Origin of the sequence: Paraburkholderia caledonica NBRC 102488 (assembly GCF_000685095.1) — a bacterium.
GTDB classification, from domain to species: Bacteria; Pseudomonadota; Gammaproteobacteria; order Burkholderiales; family Burkholderiaceae; genus Paraburkholderia; species Paraburkholderia caledonica.
This window is the reverse complement of the sequence record NZ_BAYE01000004.1, coordinates 233,279-258,056: the sequence shown is the minus strand read 5'-3', so window position 1 is coordinate 258,056 and position 24,778 is coordinate 233,279. Positions and strand designations below refer to the sequence as shown.

General features: G+C 62.8%; 21 protein-coding genes. 10 read left to right on the top strand and 11 right to left on the bottom strand.

Features of this window, described 5'->3' with window-relative positions:
* Window positions 1-33: 33 nt before the first annotated feature.
* Window positions 34-1,635 carry an efflux transporter outer membrane subunit gene (locus tag BCA01S_RS10680; protein WP_027776877.1) on the bottom strand — a complete coding sequence of 534 codons (1,602 nt, stop codon included), beginning with the start codon at window positions 1,633-1,635 and terminating at the stop codon, window positions 34-36.
* A gap of 212 nt (window positions 1,636-1,847) precedes the next feature.
* Window positions 1,848-2,219: a hypothetical protein gene (locus BCA01S_RS10675; protein ID WP_027776876.1), complete on the bottom strand. Its 372-nt coding sequence runs from the start codon at window positions 2,217-2,219 to the stop codon at window positions 1,848-1,850.
* Between the two features lie 260 nt (window positions 2,220-2,479).
* On the opposite strand from BCA01S_RS10675, the gene BCA01S_RS10670 reads away from it, so the two are divergent.
* A complete protein-coding gene (locus tag BCA01S_RS10670) occupies window positions 2,480-3,022 on the top strand; it encodes a MarR family winged helix-turn-helix transcriptional regulator (protein WP_027776875.1) in 543 nt (180 codons plus the stop codon).
* Window positions 3,023-3,159: 137 nt separating this feature from the next.
* Window positions 3,160-4,746 (top strand): DHA2 family efflux MFS transporter permease subunit, encoded by a 1,587-nt coding sequence (locus BCA01S_RS10665; RefSeq protein WP_027776874.1) that lies wholly within the window; start codon window positions 3,160-3,162, stop codon window positions 4,744-4,746.
* 19 nt (window positions 4,747-4,765) lie between these two features.
* On the opposite strand, the gene BCA01S_RS10660 is transcribed toward BCA01S_RS10665, so the two are convergent.
* From BCA01S_RS10660 to ada, 4 genes are all read right to left on the bottom strand, one after another.
* Window positions 4,766-5,281, bottom strand: coding sequence for a hypothetical protein (locus BCA01S_RS10660; protein WP_027776873.1), 516 nt, complete (start codon window positions 5,279-5,281; stop codon window positions 4,766-4,768).
* Between the two features lie 225 nt (window positions 5,282-5,506).
* The gene (gshA, locus tag BCA01S_RS10650; protein ID WP_027776872.1) at window positions 5,507-7,123 is read right to left on the bottom strand and encodes a glutamate--cysteine ligase; all 1,617 of its coding nucleotides are present in this window, start codon (window positions 7,121-7,123) and stop codon (window positions 5,507-5,509) included.
* A gap of 341 nt (window positions 7,124-7,464) precedes the next feature.
* The gene (locus BCA01S_RS10645; protein WP_027776871.1) at window positions 7,465-8,382 is read right to left on the bottom strand and encodes a DNA-3-methyladenine glycosylase family protein; all 918 of its coding nucleotides are present in this window, start codon (window positions 8,380-8,382) and stop codon (window positions 7,465-7,467) included.
* Complete coding sequence (gene ada / locus BCA01S_RS10640) at window positions 8,379-9,554, bottom strand: bifunctional DNA-binding transcriptional regulator/O6-methylguanine-DNA methyltransferase Ada (RefSeq protein ID WP_027776870.1); 1,176 nt, start codon at window positions 9,552-9,554, stop codon at window positions 8,379-8,381. Before ada ends, BCA01S_RS10645 begins: the two co-directional genes overlap by 4 nt.
* A 395-nt stretch (window positions 9,555-9,949) precedes the next feature.
* Between ada and BCA01S_RS10635 the strand changes: the two genes are divergently transcribed.
* Entirely contained in the window at window positions 9,950-10,375 is a 426-nt protein-coding gene (locus BCA01S_RS10635) for a VOC family protein (RefSeq protein ID WP_027776869.1), read from the top strand.
* Window positions 10,376-10,412: 37 nt separating this feature from the next.
* Here BCA01S_RS10635 and BCA01S_RS10630 read toward each other — a convergent pair whose 3' ends face one another.
* Together BCA01S_RS10630 and BCA01S_RS10625 are read right to left on the bottom strand one after the other, a co-directional pair.
* On the bottom strand, window positions 10,413-10,967 hold the full coding sequence (locus BCA01S_RS10630; RefSeq protein ID WP_027776868.1) for a YaeQ family protein: 555 nt from the start codon (window positions 10,965-10,967) through the stop codon (window positions 10,413-10,415).
* A gap of 143 nt (window positions 10,968-11,110) precedes the next feature.
* Window positions 11,111-12,088, bottom strand: a complete 978-nt coding sequence (locus tag BCA01S_RS10625; RefSeq protein WP_020067367.1) for a LysR family transcriptional regulator — start codon at window positions 12,086-12,088, stop codon at window positions 11,111-11,113.
* A 149-nt stretch (window positions 12,089-12,237) separates the two neighbouring features.
* On the opposite strand from BCA01S_RS10625, the gene BCA01S_RS10620 reads away from it, so the two are divergent.
* The 5 genes from BCA01S_RS10620 to BCA01S_RS10600 all read left to right on the top strand — a co-directional run bounded on the left by BCA01S_RS10620 (window position 12,238) and on the right by BCA01S_RS10600 (window position 19,375).
* Window positions 12,238-13,686, top strand: coding sequence for an aldehyde dehydrogenase family protein (locus BCA01S_RS10620; protein WP_027776867.1), 1,449 nt, complete (start codon window positions 12,238-12,240; stop codon window positions 13,684-13,686).
* Window positions 13,687-13,822: 136 nt separating this feature from the next.
* Complete coding sequence (locus tag BCA01S_RS10615) at window positions 13,823-14,827, top strand: arabinose ABC transporter substrate-binding protein (RefSeq protein ID WP_020067365.1); 1,005 nt, start codon at window positions 13,823-13,825, stop codon at window positions 14,825-14,827.
* A gap of 92 nt (window positions 14,828-14,919) precedes the next feature.
* A complete protein-coding gene (gene araG / locus BCA01S_RS10610; protein WP_027776866.1) occupies window positions 14,920-16,482 on the top strand; it encodes an L-arabinose ABC transporter ATP-binding protein AraG in 1,563 nt (520 codons plus the stop codon).
* 104 nt (window positions 16,483-16,586) lie between these two features.
* Window positions 16,587-17,591, top strand: coding sequence for an L-arabinose ABC transporter permease AraH (gene araH, locus BCA01S_RS10605; protein ID WP_020067363.1), 1,005 nt, complete (start codon window positions 16,587-16,589; stop codon window positions 17,589-17,591).
* Between the two features lie 50 nt (window positions 17,592-17,641).
* On the top strand, window positions 17,642-19,375 hold the full coding sequence (locus tag BCA01S_RS10600; RefSeq protein ID WP_020067362.1) for an IlvD/Edd family dehydratase: 1,734 nt from the start codon (window positions 17,642-17,644) through the stop codon (window positions 19,373-19,375).
* Between the two features lie 274 nt (window positions 19,376-19,649).
* On the opposite strand, the gene sap1 is transcribed toward BCA01S_RS10600, so the two are convergent.
* A complete protein-coding gene (sap1, locus tag BCA01S_RS10595; RefSeq protein ID WP_020067361.1) occupies window positions 19,650-19,988 on the bottom strand; it encodes a surface attachment protein Sap1 in 339 nt (112 codons plus the stop codon).
* Between the two features lie 502 nt (window positions 19,989-20,490).
* Here sap1 and BCA01S_RS10590 point away from each other — a divergent pair.
* Window positions 20,491-20,670, top strand: coding sequence for a hypothetical protein (locus BCA01S_RS10590; RefSeq protein ID WP_020067360.1), 180 nt, complete (start codon window positions 20,491-20,493; stop codon window positions 20,668-20,670).
* A 74-nt stretch (window positions 20,671-20,744) separates the two neighbouring features.
* Here BCA01S_RS10590 and BCA01S_RS10585 read toward each other — a convergent pair whose 3' ends face one another.
* Together BCA01S_RS10585 and BCA01S_RS10580 are read right to left on the bottom strand one after the other, a co-directional pair.
* Window positions 20,745-21,170, bottom strand: coding sequence for an HIT family protein (locus tag BCA01S_RS10585; protein WP_027776865.1), 426 nt, complete (start codon window positions 21,168-21,170; stop codon window positions 20,745-20,747).
* 128 nt (window positions 21,171-21,298) lie between these two features.
* Window positions 21,299-21,826 (bottom strand): Lrp/AsnC family transcriptional regulator, encoded by a 528-nt coding sequence (locus tag BCA01S_RS10580; protein ID WP_027776864.1) that lies wholly within the window; start codon window positions 21,824-21,826, stop codon window positions 21,299-21,301.
* 150 nt (window positions 21,827-21,976) lie between these two features.
* Here BCA01S_RS10580 and mdeB point away from each other — a divergent pair, with 150 nt between their 5' ends.
* Window positions 21,977-24,712, top strand: a complete 2,736-nt coding sequence (mdeB, locus tag BCA01S_RS10575; protein ID WP_027776863.1) for an alpha-ketoglutarate dehydrogenase — start codon at window positions 21,977-21,979, stop codon at window positions 24,710-24,712.
* Window positions 24,713-24,778 lie beyond the last annotated feature (66 nt).

Here is a 24,778-nt window from a genome sequence, read left to right as displayed (position 1 = left end):
GCGCCGTGTGGCGCTTGCTCGCGCCCGCGAGTTCTATTTGCTTTGCGCTTGTATCTGCGCCTGAGCGGGCATTGATGTTTGCGGGGCATCGCTTCGTGCAGCCGGCGTTGCCGGTGACGTGGATGACGCCGGCAATGGCGCCGGCGCGGCCACATCGCCGGTTTCGCGGTTCATCTGCGTGACGTCCCAGCCGCCGCCCAGCGCCTTTACCAGACCGACCGATGACACCATCCGCTGACCTGCGATGGTCTGCAGCTTCTGTTCGGCCGTGAACGCCGTGGTTTGCGCGGTGAGGACGTTCACGAAGCCCACCGTGCCGGCTTTGTATTCGTTCGTTACGATGGCAAGCGCCTGGCGCGCCGATTCCACGGCCTGCTGCTGCACCACGATTTCCTGTTCAAGGATGCGCTGCGACGCGAGGTTGTCCTCAACGTCCTGGAACGCGGTCAGCACCGTTTGGCGATAGGTCGCGACGTTCTGGTCATAGGCGGCCCGGGCGGCCTCGGTTTGCGCGCGGCGCAGCCCGGCGTCGAACAGGGTCGCCGCGAGTTGCGGGCCGACGGTCCAGAAGCGCGACGGCGCGGTCAGCAGTTGCGAGAACAACGAACTCTGGAAGCCGCCGCTCGCCGACAACGTGAGCGACGGGAAGAAGGCGGCAATTGCAATGCCGATCTGCTCGTTTGCCGCCGCAGCCTTGCGCTCCGCCGAAGCGATGTCGGGCCGCCGCTCCAGCAGCGCGGACGGCATTTGCGCGGGCACGGCGGGGGGCGTCGCGGTGAGCGGCATCGGCGGAATTGAAAACGTGGAAGCCGGTTCGCCCACGAGGACTGCGATCGCGTGTTCGTCCTGCGCGCGCTGAACGCCGTTGTCGATCGCGGAGGCCTGCGCCGATTGCAGCTGCGTTTGCGCCTGAATGACGTCCGAGCGCGCGGCCACGCCCGCGGCGTACTGGTTCTGCGTGAGTTGCAGTGAGCGTTGATAGGCAGCGACGGTTTCGTCGAGCAGCTTCTGGTTGGAATCGAGCGAGCGCAGCGCGAAGTACGTCTGCGCGAGCGTGGCCTGCGCGGAAAGACGCGCGTTGGCCAGATCGGCGGCGGCGCTTTGTTGGCCCGCCTTCTGCGCGTTCACGGAACGACCCACCGAGCCCCATAGATCGGGTTCCCAGCTGGCGTCGAGTTGCAGGTTGTAGCTGTTGATGACGCCCGAGCGGTTGCTCCCGCTCGCTGCTACCGCATTCGACGAAACACCGCTGCCGGAGCGCGTAGCGCCCGCCGACAAGCCGACGGTTGGAAAATACGCCGCGCGCGCCTCGCCGACGAGCGCGCGGGCCTGCCGGTACGCAGCGGCAAATTGGGCGACGGTCTGATTCGCGGCGTTCAGCTTCTCTTCGAGCGCATCGAGCTGCGGATCCTGATAGACGGTCCACCATGCGCCGCGATCCTGCTGATCCGACGGTTGCGCGACTTTCCAGCCGGGTGCGGCTTCCTTGTACGAGGCGGGAATCTCGGCGTCTGGGCGTTTGTAATCTGGACCGACCGCGCACGCGGCCACGAGGCCCGCGACGGACACAGCTACCGCGAGGGTCAGGACGCGCGGCGCAAAGGTCCGCGCGGACGAGATTCGGTCAGACTGCATGCATTGATTCCTTCTGGACGCCGCGATGCCGCCGATGACGGCGCCGGCCGGTATGGTTTGCCGGCATGTTAGCGTAAGAGCCCGCTGGGCGCGGCAAACAGAAAGGTTAATGCGGCGAGCGATGTAGGTGTGTTACCGACGGTGTCGCGAAGGTTACGCGCCGTTACTGGCGGGCGGCGTGGTATTCGATGAAAGCGGCGACGCCACCCCCGTCACGCCCGCGAGTCGACCCGCGATTCCGCCGATGCCGGCTTGCGCGCGAGCTTGCCCGCGGCTGCCCGGCATGGCGCGTCGCCGCGCAACTGGCAGGCGCTCGCCGCGTTGTGCGCGGTGGTGGCCATAGCAGTGCCAGCCAGTCGCACCGGCTCCGCCGCGATCTCGACAGACGCGCTGCTCGAACTCTTGCGCCCACGGCGATGCTCGACCCACGCCAGAATCGCGACCCCCACCGACCCGCCGGGCAGTACGAACAGCACGGCAAATAGCGCGAGCTTCCACCAGCGATGCGGGCCCTGGAAGCGATGCAAAGCTGAATCGGTCAATGAGCGGCCTAGGCCGCCGAGGGTATTTTTGAGGTACAGCATGGGAGGAACATCCTTGGGTCACGCCGCATTCGACGGCGGACAAAAAAGCGGTCAGAACATAGTCTCGGGTGGCGCGGATCGCGTAACTCGTTGCTTTGTATAATATTGACTATGCAAGTAAATTTCAAGATACTGATGCGCGATGTGATGGTGCGCTGTTGTTTTTCGGCGGCTTTGGCATGGCGGTCTACGAAAATCGCCATTGATATTCCTGCTTAGGCAGCTAAACTTCGCTTGCCCAGCGATGTTCCGGATACAAGATGGCAGACGGCCCCTACAAAGCAGATGAAATCCGGCTCGAGTCCAGTCTCGGCTATTACCTGTCGAAGGCTCGCAACGTGCTGGTTGAGCGCACCGACCGCGCGGTGAAGCCGCTTGGGCTGACCGCCCAGCAGATCGGCGTCATTCTGATGCTGGCCGCCGGCCGGGCGAACACGCCCTTCGAGTTGTCTCGCGTCATGTCGTACGACAGCGGTTCGATGACGCGTCTTCTGGATCGCCTTGAAAACAAGGGCTTTGTGTCGCGCACGCGCAGTGACGCGGATCGACGCATGATCAAGCTGGAACTGACGCCGCGAGGTCACGACGCGGCGCGCCAGTTGCCGGACATTGGCGCTGCGGTGCTGAACGAACAGTTGCGCGGCTTCACCGCCGCCGACCTTGCCACGCTGATCGATCTGCTTGGCCGTTTCATCGCGAATGGCGTCGATCCGGATTCGAGCGCCGAGTGTGGCTTGTGTTCGACCGGGGAACTGTCCGACGAGCCGCTTCAGGATTCATCGCCGGAAGACCGCAAGCAGTAGCCGGAGCGTGCCTTTATGAGCTGGACTGCGCGCATATCTCTGTCTGGGCAGAGTGTGATGGTGCATATATGCGCAACGGCTGAGACGACGCGATAAACGTGGCACAACAATCTTTTCCGCGCTGAGGAGAAAAACATATGGACGCTGCGGCTTCCAACGCTACTGGACCGGCGGCCCGACCCGCCACTCCACCCGCAGCCGAACCGGCGCCGCTGACGGGCGGCGCGCTTGCGCTGCTGACGGTGGGCCTCGCGCTCGGCACCTTCATGGAGGTGCTGGACACGTCGATTGCCAACGTGGCCGTGCCGACCATCTCCGGCAGTCTCGGCGTCGCGACCAGCCAGGGCACGTGGGTGATCTCGTCGTATTCGGTGGCCTCGGCGATTGCTGTGCCGCTCACCGGATGGCTGGCGCGGCGCGTCGGCGAAGTGCGGCTTTTCACGTTGTCCGTTCTGCTCTTTACGATCGCCTCGGCGCTGTGCGGTTTTGCGCAGAATTTCGAGTCGCTGATCATGTTTCGCCTGGTTCAAGGCCTTGTGTCCGGGCCGATGGTGCCGCTTTCGCAGACTATTCTCATGCGCTCGTATCCGCCGGAAAAACGCGGGCTCGCACTCGGCCTTTGGGCGATGACCGTCATCTGCGCGCCGATCTTCGGGCCGGTAATGGGCGGCTATATCACCGACAACTACACGTGGCCGTGGATTTTCTACATCAATGTGCCGATCGGCCTTTTCTCCGCGGGCTGCGCGTTCGTCCTGCTGCGCGGCCGGGAGACGAAGACCACCCAGCAGCGTATCGACGCAGTCGGTCTCACGTTGCTCGTAATCGGCGTGGCGTGCCTGCAGATGGTGCTCGACCTCGGCAAGGACCGCGACTGGTTCAACTCGACATTTATCGTGACGCTTGCAGTGATCGCGGTCGTGTCGATTGCGTTCATGCTCGTGTGGGAGATGACCGAGAAAGAACCCGTGGTCGACCTTTCGCTGTTCAAGGACCGCAACTTCGCGCTTGGCGTGCTGATCATCTCGTTCGGCTTCATGGCGTTCTTCGGCTCGGTGGTGATTTTCCCGCTCTGGCTGCAAACCGTGATGGGCTATACCGCGGGCCTCGCCGGTCTCGCCACCGCGCCGGTCGGCTTACTCGCCCTCTTTCTCTCGCCGATGATCGGCAAGAACATGCATCGGTTGAATTTGCGCGTGGTGGCGAGTTTCGCGTTCATCGTATTCGCGTTCGTGTCGTTCTGGAACTCCACTTTCACGCTCGACGTGCCGTTTAATCACGTCATCTGGCCGCGTATCGTGCAGGGCATCGGCGTGGCGTGCTTCTTTGTGCCGATGACAACCATCACGCTATCGAGCGTATCCGACGAACGGCTTGCGAGTGCGTCGGGTTTATCGAACTTTTTCCGGACCTTGTCGGGGGCGATCGGCACGGCGATCAGTACGACGTATTGGGAAAACGATACGATCCGCCATCACGTGATGCTGGTCGACAACGTGAACGTCTACACGCCGAATACGAATGCGTACACCGATGCACTTGCCGGCGTCGGCTTTTCCGGTGGCAGCATTACCGCGCAGCTCGAGCAGGTGGTGACTGCGCAGGCTTATATGCTCGCCACGAACGACTTCTTCCGCATATCGTGCGCGGCGTTCCTTGTGCTTGCGGTGCTCGTGTGGATCACCAAACCGCGTAAAGGCGTCGGTCCTTCAATGGGACATTGATCGGCGCGCAACGCTTCGCTCATTGACTGACGGCTTCGCCAGTCGTTGGCGTCACCGACTGCCCTTGCAACGCGTCGGGATGCATGGCGGTGGGTGCGGGCTGCGACGGCTTCACATCGGGTTTCTGTGTGCCCGCCGCGGTGCCTCGAACGTATTGCTTGAAGTCGGCGCCCGCTTCCCACGGGTTCGGCGTGCAGCCAAGCGATCCATCGCAATGTGCGGCGAAGCCGATCGTCGCGGTGCCGTCGGGATTTGCAGTGCGGGTGATCTGATACGCGAGCGCGCGTTTCCCGCCATCGGGGCCGGCCGTCTGAATCAGCGTGTCGGTTGCGGATTCGACTTTGTATTTTGAGTTGTTCGTCACCCACGTCTGCGCGCGCTGCCACCAGAGGTCGCACTCGGCTTTGCTCGAACACGTCAGGGGCGTGGTTGCTATCTGCATAACATCGGGATCGACTTGTCCTTGCGTTGAACATGCGGTCGCGGCAAGCGCCGCCGTAGCAATGCACAGTGCGGCCAACAGACTTTGCTTCATCACGTTGATCCTCCCTCTCGCTAGCGTGTCCTAACAGTTTGGACCGTTACGCGCGGAGGGCGTTTCCTTTACGTCAGAGAAACGTGGAAGTCGTGAAGGTTTTGCCGACGCGCCCGCTGTTGTGCGCGTCGATTACGTAGCCGTTACCGAGCATGCACCGCGCAATAAAAAAGCGGCTACTCGAGCCGCTTTCGCACGTTGCTTCGCGCACGTGAGCCGGTGCGCTCAGACGCTGAAACGATTCAACGTATACGCCCGATACGCGGCGACAAATGCATCGAACGAGCCTACTTCCTCGCGTTCGAGCTTCGCCTGCTCGTCGAGCGATTGTTTGGCCAGTTCTGCAAACTCGTTGGCCTCGCCCGGCTCCAGCGGACGCGCGCGGAAATAGGCCGCGTGCGCTTCGCTTTGTTCCAGACCGAATTCGAGGAAGCCCTGCTGCTTGTCGCGCATCGTCTGCAACACCCGCGCCGATGGCGTAAGCGACGGATCGGCAAGTTTCGCCCGTTGAATGGCAACCGAGCGCGCGTGCGCGTCGCCGCCCTGCAGTGCGTCGAGCGTGGCTGCCGCGGCTTCGATCTTGACGAATAGCTCTTCGGCCCATTCGCTCATCGCGAGCGGATGGCCGTCACGGACCAGTTCGAGGCCGGGCTTGCGCCCTTCGGTCGTTACGCGCGCGAAGTTCTGGTTGGCCTCCGCGTAAGGCTGCGGCGGCAATGGCGCGCTGTCGTCGAGCGCGCACACAAGCAAATAGGCATCGAGAAAGCGTGACGTCTCCAGAGAAATACCGACCGGCTCGAATGGGTCGATATCCATGCAGCGCACTTCGACGTATTGCACGCCGCGCGCGGCGAGCGCATGCAAAGGACGCTCGCCGGGATACGTGACGCGCTTCGGACGGATCGTCGAGTAAAACTCGTTTTCGATCTGCAGCACGTTCGTGTTGATCTGCACCCACTCGCCGTTTCGCTGCGTACCAATTGCCTCGTATGCCGGATACGGTTGGCTGACGGCCTTCGCAAGTGCGTCGAGATAACCGGGCAGCGTGTCGTAGTCGGCATGAAGCGCCGCTTGCGCGGTGGTGTTCGAGTAGCCGAGATCGCTCATGCGCAGGCTGGTTGCATACGGACGGTACAACGTGTCTGCGTCGAAGATTTCGAGCGTATGTTTGCGCCCACGCAAGAAGCGGCGATCTAGCGCCGGCGACGCGCCGAACAGATACATCAGCAGCCAGTTTGTGCGACGGAAATTGCGGATCAACGCTAGGTAACGATCCGACTGGAAATCAACGGCGCTCGCGGTGGATTGCTGATCCGCATGCAACAGCCGCCAGACTTCCTCGTTCAGCGAATAGTTGTAGTGGATGCCTGCAATGCACTGCATCGTGCGACCGTAACGCAGCGCAAGGCCGATCCGATAGACGTACTTCAGCTTGCCAATATTGGAGGTGCCGTAGTTCGCGATTGGAATGCCGTCGTCGGTATCTGGCAAGAGGCCGGGCATTGAGTTGTTCCACAGAATCTCGTTGCCGAGTTCTGCGTACACAAAGCGATGCAGCCGGTCGAGCTTATCGAGCGTCAGCGCGACGTCCTGCTCGGCCGGCGTGATCAGTTCGAGCAGCGCTTCGGAATAGTCGGTGGTCAGCGAAGGATGCGTGAGCGCCGACCCGAGCGCGCGCGGATGCGGCGTCAACGCGAGTTCGCCGTTGTGCGTCACGCGCAGGCTTTCTCTTTCTATGCCGCGCAGGCCGTGCAGCAGCGCATCGCGTTGCGGGCCAGAAGTCAGCACGGACAGGCGGTGCGAGAACGCGTCGGTCGTGCGGGATTGTGTGGTGTTTGGCATTGATGCGAGTCGGGCGTTGTCGGCCGCCATGTGCCGCTTCGCTGCTCGCTGGCAGCATGGTGCGGTCGACAACGTTCGGCGGAATTTTCAGTAGCGGGCACTTTAACATCTCGCCACGGCGCCTGCTTGAGGCCGCCTCGGCGGGCTGTTCCGGCCGGTCTGACCGACTGTTTTCACGCCGGATTCGCGCATCTAGCCACGGGAATCCGGGTTATTGCGGGTATTGCGGGCACTGCGGCGGTAGGGTTTTTAGCGGGTGGCGGCGCGTGCCGCACGCGCGGTCGATGCGGCGCAACGGAGCAACAGCAAAACGGCAAATCCGCGCGAGCCAGCAAGCAAAGCTAACCGCCACGCGCGGCACCGGCGCGGTCCGCTACTTCATTCCACAGATGCATCGCGGCGTAAGCACGCCACGGTCGCCATGCGTCGGTGCGTGCGCGTTGCTGGGTCGCCCGCACGAGCGACGGATCGCGCGCAGCGATCGACTGCATCAGCACGAGGTCGAGCGCGGGCCACGCGTCGGCATCGCGCCACGCGCGCATCGCGACGTACTCGACCGTCCAGGGGCCGATGCCCGGCAAGGCGAGTAATTCCGTGCGCAGGCTGTGTGCGTCGGCGGTCGCGCTGTCGAGCGGCACGTCGCCGCTCGCGACGGCGCGCGCGAAACCCTGCAGCGCCGCGACGCGTTTGCCCGGCATGCCGATTTGCGCGAGATCGACTGTTGCCAGGGCGTCTGGCGTCGGAAAACGCCACGCGGTGCTTGCGTGCGGATGCCCTTCGATCCGCTCGCCCGCTCGCTGTACCAATCGTCCGATGATGGTTGTCGCGGCCTTCACGCTGACCTGCTGGCCGACGATCGCACGTACCACGAGCTCGAAACCGGACCACGCGCCCGGTACGCGCAGACCCGGCGCCGCTTCGATCAGCGGCGCGAGCCAGGGGTCGGCGGCCAGGGCGGCACCGATCTTCTTCGGCTCCGCGTGCAGATCGAAGATCCTCGCGATGGGTGTTGCAAGCGCGTCGGCGTGACGGCTCACCGGTCCCTCGATGCTTGCGACGAGGCAGCGCTTGTGTGGATGCTGGCGCACGCTGAGCGTGCCACTGTCGCCGTCCCATTCGATTGCGCGGCGATAGGCGCCGTCTTCGACTGTCTCGACGCCGGGCGTCGCCCGTCCGCCGAAAAAGCGCAGCAGGCGCGGCCAGTCGAACGGCGATTTGTACGGCAGTTCCAGGGTTGCGACTTCGTCAAGCGTGCTCACGCGGCGTGGTCCAGTTTAGTAGCGACGGTTTCAGTAGGACCCGTCTGGGAATGGCTGGGTTCATCTGCGGAAACGTTGCGCGCGTGCTGCGCCTCGTTGTCCAGAAGAGCAGCCTTGCGCGGCAAGCCCCAGCGATAGCCCGCAAGCGCCCCGCCCTTTTGCACGACGCGATGACACGGAATGGCGAGCGCAACCGGGTTCGTCGCGCACGCGCTCGCCACGGCGCGCACGGCGCGCGGCGCGCCGACCGCCTCGGCGATCTCCGTGTAGCTGCGCGTCTGGCCATACGGAATGCGCCGCAGCGCGTCCCAGACACGCTGCCGGAAGGCGGTCGCCGCAATATCGAGCGGCAGGTCGAAGTCCTGACGTGTGCCGCGCAGGTACGCGTCGATCTGAGCGATGAATGGTGCGAGCCGCTCGGGATCGTCGAGCAGGGCCGCATTGGCGAATTCGCCGCGCAGTTCGTCGACGAGGAAGGCTGCGTCGTCGCCGAATCCGATTTTGCAGATGCCTTTGTCGGTCGCGGCCACCAGCACGAAGCCAAGCGACGTCGGCGCGCTCGCGTAGCGGACCGTCAGTCCCGCACCCTTGCGGCGATATTCCGACGGCGCCATGCCCAATTCCGCCGATGCGCTGTCGTACATCCGCGAAGGCGAGTTGAAGCCGGCGTCGAGCGTCGCGCGCGTGACGTCCGCGCCGCTCTTGAGCGCATCGCGCAACGCGGCGCCGCGCTGCGCGGCCTGGTACTGACGCGGCGACACGCCTACCACGCGCTTGAACAGCCGCTGAAGGTGAAACGGGCTGACGTGCACGGCGTCGCTCAATTGCGCGAGCGTTAGACGTTGCTGCGGATCGGCGTCGAGCGCGGCGCACGCGCGGTTCACGATCTCCACCTCGCGCGGCAATCCGCCCGGCTGGCAGCGCTTGCACTCGCGAAAGCCCGCGGCGCGGGCGCCGCCGGCGTCTGCGAAGAAGGCGACATTCTCACGACGCGGTTGGCGCGAAGCGCAGGACGGACGGCAGAACACACCCGTCGTTTTCACGCCGTAGAAGAAGGCGCCGTCGGCGAGCGGATCGCGGCGAGTGACGGCTTCCCAGCGCTCGTCGTCGGAATTCCAGGTGGCGGTGTCGGCGGTAAGGCTAGCGTCAACAGGCTTGGCAGCGCGGTTCATGATGGTCCCCGATAGGTGCTCTCGATGCTCACCAATGTAGGCCGCATGCCGACACACTACGCTCCGGTTCTTGCTGTGTCATTGCAGTTCCGCGTTGACGGACGGCCATCGAAACCCCGCCAGGCGCTCGTTTCGCCGCAAAGTGCGACAAATTTGCACGATATCGGGTTTTCCCTTAAAAAGTTATTGCGTCGCACCAACCCCGTGTGTATATTAGTACCTGTCTCCTCCATGTCTCCTCCTGATATGGATTCAGCCCGCTCCAAGTAGAGCGGGCTTTTTTTTTGTCTGTACGTTCCGCATCTGGCCCCTCACCGCGCGTCTTCCATGGCCGCCGCTTTCTCATAAACTGGTGGTTCATCCGTTCCGTAGGCCAGTCAGAGGAAACGTTCCAAATGAAAATCCATATTCGCGAGATCGACCACGTGGTGATTCGGGCGTCGAATGTCGAGGTTATGGCGCGCTTCTACTGCGAGGTGCTCGGTTGCAGCCTCGAGAAGGAGCAGCGCGAGCTGGGTCTCACGCAGTTGCGCGCGGGCCGCTCGCTGATCGACCTGCTGCAGGTGGGCGCGAAGCTCGACCGCCCGGAAAACGGCGCGGTCGGCGCAGGGCGAAACATGGATCACGTGTGTTTGCGCGTAGAACCGTTCGACGTCGACGCGCTCAAGGCGCATCTGAACGAACACGGCGCGCGGCTTGGTGACCAGGCGGTTCGCTACGGCGCGGACGGCTATGGCCCGTCGCTGTATCTGTTCGACCCGGAGGGCAACATGGTCGAACTGAAAGGGCCGCCGGAAGCAGCTCGGGTCACGTCGCTCTAAAGGTGAGCCCCGGCGTCAGCCGCGAGTCGCCGACGTCTTAGCCGTTGGCGGGCGCCTTCAACACCGTCCACTCGATTTTCACCGCGTCGGCTTCCGCGCTGCCGAGCCACGCTTCGCCGTCCTGTACGGTGCATTGAAGCCGCATCGTGCGCTCGGCAAGCGCACCCAACTCTGCCGCGACGTTCTCGCCAAGCGACCAGACCGTCACATTGCGCATGCGCTCAACCTTGTTGCGCACGCCCTGCCACCAGATATCCGAAGTACGTCCGCCGTACGCGATCACGATCACGTCGTTCGAGCGGCCGCTCGCCTTTGCGATGCGCCGCTCGTCGGGCTGGCCGACTTCGATCCACGTTTCGATCGCGCCGGTCAGATCTTTTTGCCACAGATCGGGTTCGTCGACATCCGACAATCCCTTGCAGAACTCGAGCCGTTCCTGCGCAAAGAGCGCGAACGCGGCGACGCGGACCATCATCCGTTCGTCGGTTTCCGATGGATGACGCGCGATGGTGAGCGAATGGTCGGCGTAATAGTGCCGGTCCATGTTGGCGATCTGCAATTCCGCCTTGTAAATCGTCGATTTGAGAGCCATGCCGTTGCTAAACCAGACGCTCGCTCCAGCGGAGCGAACCGAAAATGAGTCGTCGACGGCGCGCTGCCGTCTTCCGTGTTTGTTGTACATTTTGCCTCCCTCCCGTGCCGTCCACCGGCCACCACATAGACGGGAAGAAGCATTTAACGAGCCAAGGCCTGCTCTGCGGGAGCGCCATAAACCTCGCCTGCCGCCTCGCGCAACGCGTCGAGCACCACCGAGGCCGCGGGAGAAAGCAGGTGCGACTGGCGCGTGATGATACCGAATGTATCCATCCTGCACGGTAAATCGATCGGCAAGCGCTTCAACACGCCGTACTGTTGGTACTGACGCGCCACTTCGTCGGGCAAGACCGCCAACATGTCGCTTTGAAGCAGCAAGCTGGAAATCGCGAGGAAGTTGTTGGTGTTCACCACGTTCTGCGGTGGATTCAGGCCGATCTGCGAAAACATCAGATCAAAGCGATGCCGCAAAACACTGCCCGGCGGATGCAATACCCAGCTCGCGTTGACAATGCCGCGCAGCGTCAGGCCCGCTTCGTTTTCCAGAGGATGGCCGGGCCGCGCGACCACGCACAGCGGCTCGTCGGCGAGCGGTTCGTAGCGGACTTCGGTTTTGAACTGGTTCTGGCGCTCGAGCACGCGGCCGATCATGATGTCGAGTTCACCTTCGGCAAGCCGCGGCAGCATCACATCTGACGTTTCAACTTCCGCCCAGATCTGCAACTGCGGATAACGCTCCTTCACACTCGCGATGGCGCGCGGCACCATGGTGGCAGCCGCCGCTGCGATCACGCCGATACGCACCTGCCCCGCGAGTCCCGCGCGCAGCGCCGAGATTTCGTCGTGCGCGTGGCTGAGATTCGACAGCACCATGCGCGCGTGACGGATCATCACCTCGCCGTACAGCGTTGCATGCATGCCGTGCGGCGTTCGGTCGAAGAGGCTCACGCCGAGCATGTCTTCGAGTTCTTTCAGCAGGCGGGAAGCCGCCGGCTGCGTCATGCCGAGCACGTCGGCGGCGCGCCGCACGTTGCCCTCTTCTTCCATCGCGGCGAGCAGCAGCAACTGCCGCGTCTTGAGTCGCGCACGTACGAACCAGTTCGAATAGCTACGCGTCATTGCCTGTCTCCAAAGCATTTTTTTCGAATCGCCTCAATCATGCCATACCGAAATTGTTATCGGGATAGCTCAAAAAGGGATTGGAAAGTTATTGCGCGCACTCATACCATTCGTGGACTTTAAGCTTCTCATGTGGCGCCTTTCCGTCGATGAACCGCGATCCGCTCGTCCCGCTCGTTGCCAGCCCGCTGCGCCATTACATCAATGGCGGATGGGAGACGGGTGCGACCACGGGCGTCTCGCTCAATCCGTCGGATCTGGACGAACCTGTCGGCGAATATGTCCGCGCCGACGTCCGGCAAACCGATAGCGCGATCGAAGCGGCAAGCGCGGCCTTCCGCGAATGGGCGCTCAGTTCGGCGCAGCGTCGCGCCGACGCGCTCGACGCCATCGGCAGCGAAATGCTGGCGCGCCGAGACGAACTCGGGCGACTGCTCGCGCGCGAAGTCGGCAAGACATTGCCCGAGGCGTTGGCCGAGGCGACGCGCGCAGGTCAGACGTTCAAGCTGCTCGCCGCCGATGCACAGCGCGCGTATGCCGAACCGCTTGCGTCGGCGCGCGCGGGCGTCGAAATCGACATGACGCGCGAACCGCTCGGCGTGGTCGGCATCATCGCGCCGTGGAGCGCGCCGCTCGCAATCGCCGCGGCCAAGATCGGCGCGGCGCTGGCGCACGGCAATTGCGTGGTCTACAAGCCGGCTGAATCCACGCCGGCTTGCGCAGCGGCGCTCGCGTCGATCGTGAGCCGCGCCGGTTTGCCCGCGGGCGTCTTCAATCTCGTGATGGGCAGCGGCCGGCAGGTCGGCGCGCGAATCGTCGCTCATCCGCTCGTTGCGGCGATCAGCTTCAGCGGTTCGGCGGAAACCGGCACGCGTGTGCTGCAAGCTGCTGCCGCTCGCCAGGCGCGCGTGCAACTGGAAATGGGCGGCAAGAATCCCTTTGTCGTGCTGGCCGACGCCGATCTCGACAGCGCGGTCGATGCCGCATTGACCGGCGCGTACGGCTCGACCGGCCAGCGCAGCACGGCGGCGGCGCGGTTGATCGTCGAACGTTCGATGTTCGAGCCGTTCGTAGACGCATTGCAGACGAAGCTCGCCAGGCTCACCGTGGACCACGCGCTCAAGCACGGCGCGGACATGGGCCCGGTAGCGAACGCCGCGCAACTCGAACGCGATCTCGACTACGTGCAAATCGGCAAGCAGGAAGGCGCGCAATTGCTGCACGGCGGCCGTCAGCTGGAACGCGCGACACGCGGCTACTTTTTCGAACCCGCGCTGTTTGTCGGCGAGCCGGAACATCGCATTGCGCGCGAGGAAATCTTCGGTCCGCTCGCAGTCGTGCTCCGCGCCGACGACTACGAGCACGCGCTGCATCTGGCGAACGACACCGCTTACGGTCTATGCGCCGGCATCTGCACACGCTCGCTCAGCCGCGCGCGGCATTTCCGCCGTCACGTGCATAGCGGCCTGGTCACGATCAATCTGCCAACCACGGCCGTGGAGCATCACGCGCCTGGCGGCGGGCGCAAGGCGTCCGCGTACGGCTCGACCGACGCAGCATTCTGGACGGCCGTGAAAACGGCGTACGTCGCGAGCTGATCGTGAAGACCTTTTTGCGCGCGGCCGCCCGCCTCGATCCCATAGCCAAGTTTTTACGCCCCGGCTAGCGCCGCCGCGTATCGCCTCGCTGCACATAAACGAAATCAATGCAGCTTCTCAACCTCAGGAGACAGAAATGACCAGCAAGCTTCGCCGTTTGACGCTAACCGCGATCGCCGCCGCCGCAATCGCCGCGCCGTTCGCCGCCCAACTTTCCGCGCACGCGGACCAGCCGCTCAAAGTAGGCTTCCTCGTGAAGATGCCGGAGCAGGCGTGGTTTATCAACGAACAGAAAGCCGCGACCGCGCTCGGTCAGAAGGACGGCTTTTCGGTGGTGAACATCGGCACGCCGGACGGCGAGAAAGTGCTGTCCGCGATCGACAATCTCGGCGCCCAAGGCGCAAAGGGCTTCGTGATCTGCGCGCCTGACGTGCGTCTCGGACCGGCCATCCAGGCGCGCGCCAAGCGCTACAACATGAAGTTCGTCACCGTCGACGATCAACTGGTCGATTCCAGCGGCAAGCCGCTCGCCAATGTGCCGCACCTCGGCATGTCCGCGTTCAAGATCGGCAACCAGGTCGGCCAGGCAATCAGCGACGAAATGAAACGCCGCGGCTGGAAGCCCGAGGAAGTCGGTGCACTGCGCATCACGAACTACGAACTGCCGACCGCGAAACTGCGCACCGACGGCGCGACCGAAACGCTGCTCGCCGGCGGCTTCAAGAAGGAAAACATTTTCGACGCCCCGCAAAAGACGACCGACGACGAAGGCGGCTTCAACGCGTCGTCGCCGGTGTTGGCCAAGCATCCGAACATCAAGAAGTGGGTGATCTTCGCGCTGAACGAGGAAAGCGTGCTGGGCGGCGTGCGTGCTACCGAGCAACTGCATATTCCGGCAGCGGACGTGATCGGTGTCGGCATCAACGGTGCGGGCGAGGCTTTTGCCGAATTCCAGAAGAAAGAGCCGACGGGCTTCTACGGCACGATCGCAGTCAGCTCGACGATGCACGGCAAGGAGAGCACCGAGAACCTCGTGGAGTGGATCAAGGACGGCAAGCAGCCGCCCGCCGATACGCAGACCACCGGCAAGTTGATGGTGCGCGGCAACTGGCAGGACGTGCGTAAAGAACTCGGCATTTAAGCCGCGTTCGACTTCGCACGCGGCGGGCCGCGCCTCGCATTTGCCTGACGCGAGAGCGGCCCGCACAGCTTGTCCACCATTGAGGTTTTTTGATGACGTCCTCACACACTGCGACATCCCTTAGCGGTGCCGACGCGCCGCTACAGACGCCCTCGCCTGTGCCCGCTTCGACCGAGCCGTATCTGCAACTCGACGGCATCACCGTACGCTTTCCCGGCGTGCTCGCGCTCGACCAGGTGTCGCTCGAAGTGCGTCGCGGCGAAGTGCACGGCCTCATGGGCGAAAACGGCGCCGGCAAATCGACGCTGCTCAAGGTCCTGTCCGGCGTGAACCAGCCGGCGGCGGGCACGTTGTCGCTCGATGGCGTGGAGCAGCAGTTCACCACGACGAAGGCGGCAATCGCGGCGGGTGTCGCAATCATCTATCAGGAACTGCATCTGGTGCCGGAGTTGACGGTGGCCGAAAACCTGATGCTCGGCGCGCTGCCCAACCGCTTCGGCGTGCTGGACGAAAAGGCGCTCGTCGCGCGCGCGGTGCGCGAACTCGAACGCCTCGGCGAGAAGATCGATCCGTCGCAACAGGTGAAAAATCTGTCGATCGGTCAGCGTCAGATGATTGAAATCGGCAAGGCGCTGATGCGCGATGCGCGCGTGATTGCATTCGACGAACCGACCAGTTCGTTGTCGTCGCGCGAAACCACGCAGTTGTTCCGGATCATTCGCGCGTTGCGGGCCGAAGGCCGCGCGATCATCTACGTTACGCATCGGATGGATGAAGTCTACGAACTGTGCGATCGCGTCACCGTGTTTCGGGACGGCCGCCGCATCGACACGTTCGACGCAGGCAAAGGCCTCGACCGTGACCGTCTGATCAGCTGCATGGTGGGCCGTTCGATCGCCGACGTGTACGGCTATCGCACGCGCGATGTCGGCGACGTGCAACTCGACGTCAAGGGATTGATGGGACCGGGCCTGCGCGAGCCCGCCACATTCTCCGCACGCAAAGGCGAAATCGTCGGCTTTTTCGGGCTTGTCGGCGCCGGGCGCTCCGAACTGATGAAGCTCATCTACGGCGCGGTCAAACCCACCGCCGGCGACATCACGCTCAAAGGCAAGCAGGTGCGCTTTGCCACGCCGCGCGACGCGGTGCGCGCGGGCGTCGCGCTGTGCCCCGAAGATCGCAAGCAGGAAGGCATCGTTTCGATCGCTTCGGTTTCGGACAACCTCAACATCAGTTGCCGCCGGCACTTCAGCCGCTTCAACGTGCTCAACGGACGCAAGGAAGCGCAGACCGCGAAAGAGTTCATCGGCAAGCTCGCGATCAAGACGCGCAACGGCGAGACGCCGATCGGCACGCTCTCGGGCGGCAATCAGCAGAAGGTGATTCTGTCGCGCTGGCTCGCGGAAGACATCGACGTGTTTCTGATGGACGAACCCACGCGCGGCATCGACGTCGGCGCGCGCAGCGAAATTTACGGTCTGCTGTATGGGCTCGCGGACGCGGGACGCACGGTGATCGTGGTGTCGAGCGATCTTGCCGAAGTAATCGGCGTGACTGACCGCGTGATCGTAATGAAGGAAGGCCGCCTGGTTGGCGATCTGCCGAAAGCACAGGCGACACCCGATGCGCTCATCAAGCTCGCGCTGCCTCGCTAGAACACATGCTGGCCGGTCGCCAGACGAATGAAGGCACCTGAACCGAACGCAACTGAATCGCGCCGTCGAATTGAACCACGCGGCATTGAAACGGAACACACATCATGCACACACCATCGACCGACCCCTCCACGCCAGCCGTCGCTTCGGCGGGCTTGAGCGCGCGCGCCGCGCGGACCTGGGATCTGATCAACAAGTCCGGCATCGTGATGGTATTCATCATCCTGTTTGCGGTGCTGTCGTTCACGGTGCCCGACTTTTTGAGTTCACGAAACATTCAGGGCCTACTGCTTTCCGTCACGCTGATCGGCTCGATCTCCGTGACCATGATGTTCGTGCTCGCGCTCGGCGAGGTCGATCTGTCGGTCGCGTCGATCGTGGCGTTCGCGGGGGTCGTGGCATCCACGTTGATCACCGTGACGCATAGCGTACTGCTCGGCGTTGCCGCGGGCGTGCTTGCAGGCGGCGCGGTCGGCCTCGTGAACGGCGTGCTTGTCGCGCGCTACAAGATCAATTCCCTGATCGTCACGCTCGCGATGATGGAAGTCGTGCGCGGCCTCGCCTTCATCACGTCGAGCGGCGACGCGGTGATGATCTCGGAAGAACGCTTCTTCGACCTGGGCGGCGGCTCCTTCCTCGGCATTTCGTATCCGATCTGGAGCAACATCATCGGCTTCGTGGTGTTCGGTTTTCTGCTGAAGAAAACCGTGTTCGGCAAGAACGTGCTGGCGGTCGGCGGCAACAGCGAGGCGGCCCTGCTTGCGGGTCTGCCCGTCACGCGCATCAAGATCACCGTGTTCGTGCTGCAAGGGCTCGTCACCGGCTTTGCGGGCGTGATGCTTGCGTCGCGTATGAGTCTCGGCGATCCGAAGACGTCGGTCGGTCTCGAACTCGGCGTGATCTCCGCGTGCGTGCTCGGCGGCGTGTCGCTGACGGGCGGCGTCGCGACGATTTCCGGCGTGCTGGTGGGCGTGCTGATCATGGGTTCCGTGCAGGACGCAATGAGCCTGATGAACGTGCCGACTTTTTATCAATACCTGATTCGCGGCGGGATCCTGCTGCTCGCGGTGCTGTTCGACCAGTTCCGTCGCAGCAAGCGCGTGCACTAAGCGTGCAATGACGCGCGCCCTGCCCTACATGTTTGCCAACAGGAGATTTCATGGCTGATTCGAACCAGACAAAAAAGCCGCTGCGCAGCCAGGCGTGGTTTGGCCTCAAGGACCGCGACGGGTTTCTGCATCGCTCGTGGATGAAAAACCAGGGCATTCCGCACGACGAATTCGACGGACGTCCGGTAATCGGCATCTGCAATACATGGTCGGAACTGACGCCCTGCAACGCGCATTTTCGCGAGCTCGCGGAATACGTGAAAAAAGGCGTGCATGAGGCGGGCGGCTTGCCGCTGGAGTTTCCGGTGATGTCGCTCGGCGAGACCAATTTGCGACCGACGGCCATGCTGTTTCGCAACCTCGCTTCGATGGACGTCGAGGAATCGATTCGCGGCAATCCGATGGACGGCGTGATTCTGCTCGTCGGCTGCGACAAGACCACGCCTGCGCTGCTGATGGGCGCGGCGTCGTGCAACCTGCCCGCGCTCGCGGTCTCGGGTGGCCCCATGCTGAACGGCCGGTTCCGCGGCAAGCATATCGGCTCGGGCACCGGCGTGTGGCAGATGTCCGAGGAAGTGCGCGCCGGTTCGATGACGCAGGAAGAATTCACCGAGGCAGAGTCGTGCATGAACCGCTCGCGCGGGCACTGCATGACGATGGGTACGGCGTCGACGATGGCTTCGATGGTCGAATCGCTCGGCATGGGCTTGCCGCACAACGCCGCGATTCCCGCAGTCGACGCACGACGCCAGGTGCTCGCGCATCTGGCCGGCCGGCGCATCGTCGACATGGTTCGCGAAGATCTGACGATGGACAAGATCCTCACGCGCCAGGCCTTCGAAAACGCAATCCGCACGAACGCGGCGATTGGTGGCTCGACCAACGCCGTCGTGCATCTGATCGCGCTCGCGAAGCGCATTGGCGTGGAGCTTTCGCTGGAAGACTGGGAGCTTGGCTCCAACGTGCCGTGTCTCGTGAATCTGCAACCGTCAGGCGAATACCTGATGGAAGACTTCTACTATGCGGGTGGTTTGCCGGCGGTGCTCAAGCAGCTGGGTGAGCAAGGGCTGCTGCATCGCGAGGCGCTCACCGTGAACGGCAAGACGATCTGGGACAACGTGCGCAACGCGCCGAACCACGACGAGAAAGTCATCACCACGTTCGCCGAGCCGTTCAAGCCGAAGGCGGGCATTGCGGTCCTCAAGGGCAACCTGGCGCCGAACGGCGCGGTGATCAAGCCGTCGGCGGCCACTGCGGAACTGCTGAAGCACCGAGGCCGCGCGGTCGTGTTCGAAAACATCGAGGAGCTGCACGCGAAGATCGACGACGAGTCGCTCGACATCGACGAAAACTGCATCATGGTGCTCAAAGGCGCGGGGCCGAAGGGTTATCCGGGCTTCGCCGAAGTGGGCAATATGCCGTTGCCGAAAAAAGTGCTGCAAAAAGGCATTACCGACATGGTGCGTATTTCCGACGGACGCATGAGCGGCACGGCGTACGGCGCGGTGGTGTTGCACGTGTCGCCTGAAGCAGCCGCGGGCGGTCCGCTGGCTTTCGTGCAGACCGGCGACATGATCGAGCTGGATGTTGAAGCGCGGCGCCTGCACCTCGACGTAAGCGACGACGAACTCGCGCGCCGGCGTGCCGCATGGCAGGCGCCCGAGTCGCCGAAGCGCGGTTACTACAAGCTCTATGTCGAGCACGTTCTGCAGGCGGATCAGGGCGCGGATCTCGACTTCCTGGTGGGCTCCAGCGGCGCGCCGGTGCCGCGCGACTCGCACTGAGCGGCGCGAGTCGTTTGAAGAGTTAAACGGTTGTTCCTGCGCTTTGCGAGAAGGCGTGCTGCCGATGCGGTTCCACATAACCGCATCGGCTTTTTTTTTCGCGCGTCGCGAGCATGTCGCACAAAACAAAAAATCGGCTGGACGTTTAAAAATGTCCAACCGATTTTTTTAAGCACAAGCTCACAGTCTCCGGCTTTTAAAGCCAGAGAATTTACTGGAGCGCACTTCGTTCCGGCAACTTGCCGAAACGCTGCGCATTCAGTGTTCTATAAGATCATTGCTTGATGAAGCGATCGTTCGCCCAGAGGCCTTGCGTGTCGCTATTACTCGCATTCACGAACTCGAAGTCGTGACCGACGACACGCACGACGCGGAAGCTCGAATTCTCCGGCGTTGAAACGCATTGATACCCGGAGAAGAACTCCTGCATTTTCTGCTGTTCACCGGCTTGCGCGTGCTCATTGACGGCGTCGAGCTTGTCTTTTGACAAACAGCCGTACGAGTTGGCTTTGAACTGAATGGTTTGCTGCGGCTTGATCATGACGTCTTGCGCCTGAACACTTGCGGCAGCCAGACTTGCAACGGCGAAAACAAGGGCGAGTCGAGTTTTCATATGTTCCTCCGGGTGCGGGCCGAATGCTCAGGTTAGCTATGTATTTAACTCCATCGTCTAGCCCGCACCTTGCACTTTAGGAGAACGTGCAAGAACCACAAGCACATCTTGTGTGCGGTCGCAACAGTGGCAGATTGTCGCACCGCGCACGTCATATGACGGATGGGTCGGCGACGCATCAAAGACGCAAGATTACGCGGGATAACTAAGCGACTTCGCCCGCGCACCGCTTTAACCAGTAATGCTTTGCGAGCCGCATTAGCGTTAACGCGATATTCGATTTAAGCGATTTATTAGTAACCTCGGGAGCGCTTGGTGCATTGCACACAAAGTCATTTCACCGGTTCGATAAAGCGGCCGATATAACGGTGTAAATGCAGAAGATAAACGATGCCAGGCACCGCTCAACGTTATGCGCCGCACCTGAACGGCAACTGGCCGACATTGCAGGTACGTGCGGTGCTCTACAATAAAACCATGCAACGTGAGAACGGAGGCCGCCGTGCTCGAGAACCTCATATTGGGCGTTTTTCTCGTCCTGCCGCTGCTGATCGTCGCGTTTCTTTTCTCCGACGAATTGTGGCAGGAACACCGGCATTTGCACGACACGCGCCCCATGCAAGCGAGACCGCGTCGACTCGACTGGCGTCATCCGCTGCGCCGCTCGCGGCATCGGCTGTAACGCGGCGCTCGCGCGCTCCGGTAAGCGCACTCTACGAGCGCGCCGCTTGTCACTGAAGACCGAAGACTCGCGGCTCAGTCCGCTCGCCAATGCGCGCGAATGCGTTTGGCCAGCGCTTCGAGCGTGTCTGCGTCCGCGACGTCGCGCGCGTGCATGCGTAACGGCTGACCTTCCCAGCGCGGAATCACGTGAAAGTGCACATGCGGCACCGTCTGCCCGGCAGCCGCGCCATTGAACTGCCCGATGAACACGCCGTCCGGACGCAACGCCGCGCGCACGGCGATGGCAAGCTTTTGCGTCATGCGCATGCATGCGACCGTCGCCGCGTCCGACAGGTCGAAGATCTCCGCAGCCGCTTCCTTTGGCACGACGAGCAAATGGCCGTCGGCTTGCGGCATCAGGTCCATGAAGGCGAGTGCGGCTTCGGTTTCCGCGACCTTGATGCACGGTAGCTCGCCGCGCAGAATCTTCGCGAAGGGATTGCTGTCGTCGTAGTTCATCGCTTTTTCTCCTGATTCCTGTTGCACGCTTGTCGAGGGTAAGGTTTGACGCACGCCGTCGTGCCTATTGTCGGCCACCACTATTACAGCAACGCGCCGCTTGAGCCGAAGCGAGGCGCGGTGACGCGTCAGCGCCAGTCCGTCGCCACGTCGTCCGGGTCGGTCAGCGTCAATCCAGACGACGGCAGCGGCAGCGCCGTCTTGTATCGCACCTGCTTGAGTGCAAAGCTTGAGCGAATGTTGGAAATGCCCGGAATCTTCGTCAAATGATCGACGATGAAGCGCTCCAGAGTCTGCATATCGGGCATCACCACGCGCAGCAGGTAGTCGGCGTCGCCCGTCATCAGATAACACTCCATCACTTCGGGGCGCTCGGAAATGGCCTGCTCGAAACGCAGCAGCGCGTCCTCCACCTGTTTTTCCAGACTCACCTGAATGAACACGTTGATGCGTAGCCCGAGCGGCTCGGGGTTCAGCAGCGTGACTTGCTGCTTGAAGAGACCGAGCTTTTCGAGCGCGCGCACGCGGTTGAAGCACGGCGTGGGCGAGAGATTTACCGAGCGCGCCAGGTCGGCGTTAGTGATGCGCGCGTTTTGCTGCAACTGGCTCAGGATGCCGATGTCGATACGATCGAGCCGTCTGGTGGGTGTGGTCATAGATGAAATATTCCGTAAGCAAGGCGAAATCCGGAATAAACAGCCTATCGCAGCGCGCGATGGCAAGCAAATGAGACGCTCATTTTGCACGCGCGTAAGTACCATTGACTCACTCGATCTTGAACCGACGTGACGATGCGGAGTGGTGCTATGACGGATTTGTCCAGCGGTAGTGAGCAGGTACGGAGCCTCGGCGTTCAGCGCACGGAGGCGGCGGACGCCGATCCGCAGGAAACAGCGGAGTGGCTGGAGGCGCTCGACGCTGTTGTCGAACACGTGGGCCGCGAGCGCGCGCAGTTTCTGTTCGACCGGCTGGCCAGTCACGCGGTGTCACTCGGCGTCGAATCAGCGCGTACCAACGTCACGCCATACCGCAACACGATCGCGCCCGAAGATCAGCCGCGCTATCCGGGCAATCTCGAACTGGAGGAGCGGCTCGCCGCCGCGCTGCGCTGGAACGCGCTCGCGATGGTGGTGCGCGCGAACAAGGCGTACGGCGAACTCGGCGGCCACATCGCGAGTTATGCATCGGCGGCCGATCTGTTCGAAGTCGGATTCAACCATTTCTTTCGCGCGTCGATGCCGGGAGCGGGCGAGGGCACGGGCGATCTCGTGTATTTCCAGCCGCATTCGTCGCCGGGTGTGTATGCGCGCGCGTATCTGGAAGGTTCTCTTTCCGAGGACAATCTGCGGCATTACCGTCGCGAGATCGGCGGGCCGGGGCTCTGTTCGTATCCGCATCCGTGGCTGATGCCGGACTTCTGGCAGTTTCCCACTGGCTCGATGGGCATTGGCCCGATCAATGCGATTTATCAAGCGCGCTTCATGCGCTACCTCGCGAATCGCGGCCTCGCGCCCACTGAAGGCCGCAAGGTGTGGGGCTTTTTCGGCGATGGCGAAATGGATGAGCCGGAGTCGACCGGCGCATTGTCGCTGGCCGCGCGCGAAGGGCTCGACAATCTGGTGTTCGTCATCAACTGCAACTTGCAGCGCCTGGATGGTCCGGTGCGCAGCAATGGCCGGATCATCGACGAACTGGAGGCGCATTTCGTCGGCGCTGGCTGGAACGTGATCAAGGTGATCTGGGGCTCGGACTGGGACGCGCTGTTCTCTCGCGACCGCAGCGGCGCTTTGCTGCGCGCGTTCGCGAATACGGTCGACGGCCAGTTCCAGACTTTCTCGGCGAACGACGGCGCGTACAACCGCGAGCGTTTCTTCGGCCAGAACCCGGAGTTGGCCGCGCTCGCCGCGCAACTGAGCGACGAGGAGATCGACCGCTTGCGGCGTGGCGGTCACGACGTGCGCAAGCTGCATGCGGCTTACGCAAAAGCGCTCGCGCATCGCGGCCAGCCGACCGTGATCCTCGCAAAGACGATGAAAGGCTTCGGCATGGGCACGGCAGGCCAGGGCCGCATGACCACGCACCAGCAGAAAAAGCTCGATTTCGACGACCTCAAGGCGTTTCGCGACCGCTTCCGTTTGCCGCTCACGGACGCGGACGTCGAACAGGTGAAGTTTTACAAACCCGCGGAAGACAGTCCGGAAATGCAGTACCTGCATGCTCGCCGGGCCGCTCTCGGAGGCTATCTGCCCAGAAGGCGGAGAGTTGCATCGGAGGGGCTGATCGTCCCGCCGATGTCCTCCTGGAGCCAGTTCGCGCTTGATTGCAACGGCCGCGAAATGTCTACGACGATGGCGCTCGTTCGCATGCTGACCGCGCTGCTGAAAGACGCGGGTCTCGGCCCGCGCGTCGTACCGATCGTCGCCGACGAGGCGCGCACCTTCGGCATGGCGAACATGTTTCGCCAGGTCGGCATCTACTCGCCGCTGGGTCAGCTTTACGAGCCGGAAGACCTGGGCTCGATGCTGTACTACCGCGAGGACACGCAAGGACAGATTCTGGAGGAGGGCATTTCGGAAGCGGGCGCGGTGTCGTCGTGGATCGCGGCAGCGACGTCGTACAGCGTGCACGACCTGCCAATGCTGCCGTTCTACATCTACTACTCGATGTTCGGTTTTCAGCGGATCGGCGATCTCATCTGGGCGGCGGCTGACCAGCGCGCACGCGGGTTTCTGATCGGTGCGACGTCGGGCAAGACGACGCTCGGCGGCGAAGGCTTGCAGCATCAGGACGGCACGAGCCATCTGGCGGCATCGACCATTCCGAACTGCCGCGCGTACGATCCCGCGTTCGCTTACGAAGTCGCGGTAATCGTCGACGAAGGGATCCGGGAGATGGTCGAGCGCCAGCGCGACGTGTTCTACTACGTCACGGTGATGAACGAGAACTACGCGCAGCCTTGTGCACCGGACGGCGATGTAGGTGCAGTGCGCGAAGGCATTCTGAAGGGCATTTACCCGTTCGCCGTCGGTGCGGAGAAGGGCGCGCCGGCGCAAATTCAATTACTCGGCGCCGGAGCCATTCTTGGCGAAGTCATCGCCGCGCAGCGCATGCTGAAGGACGACTGGCAGATCGACGCCGCGGTGTGGAGCGTGACCAGCTTCAGCGAATTGCAGCGCGACGGCATGGCAGCAGAGCGGCTTGCGCGTTATGGCGATGCGTCGTCGACCGTGCCTTACGTCGCGCGCGTGCTGGGCGAGTCAGAGGGGCCGATCGTCGCGGCAACGGATTATGTTCGCGCCGTGCCCGAGCTGATTCGCGCATACGTGCCGCGCCGCTACGTGACGCTCGGCACGGACGGTTTCGGCCGCAGCGATACACGCGAGGCTTTGCGCGAATTTTTCGAGGTGGATCGCAAGGCGATCGTCATGGCCGCGCTCAAAGCGTTGACGGACGAAGGCGTGCTTGAGCGGCATGTTCTGAGCGATGCGCGCCAGCAATACTACGGCGATGCGCCGGTACAAGCAGCGTCGTGGGAGCGTTGATCTGACCGGCCGATGGTGGTGGTTACACAGGTAATGTGTCGTTACCACTTGCAGCATCTATTTCTG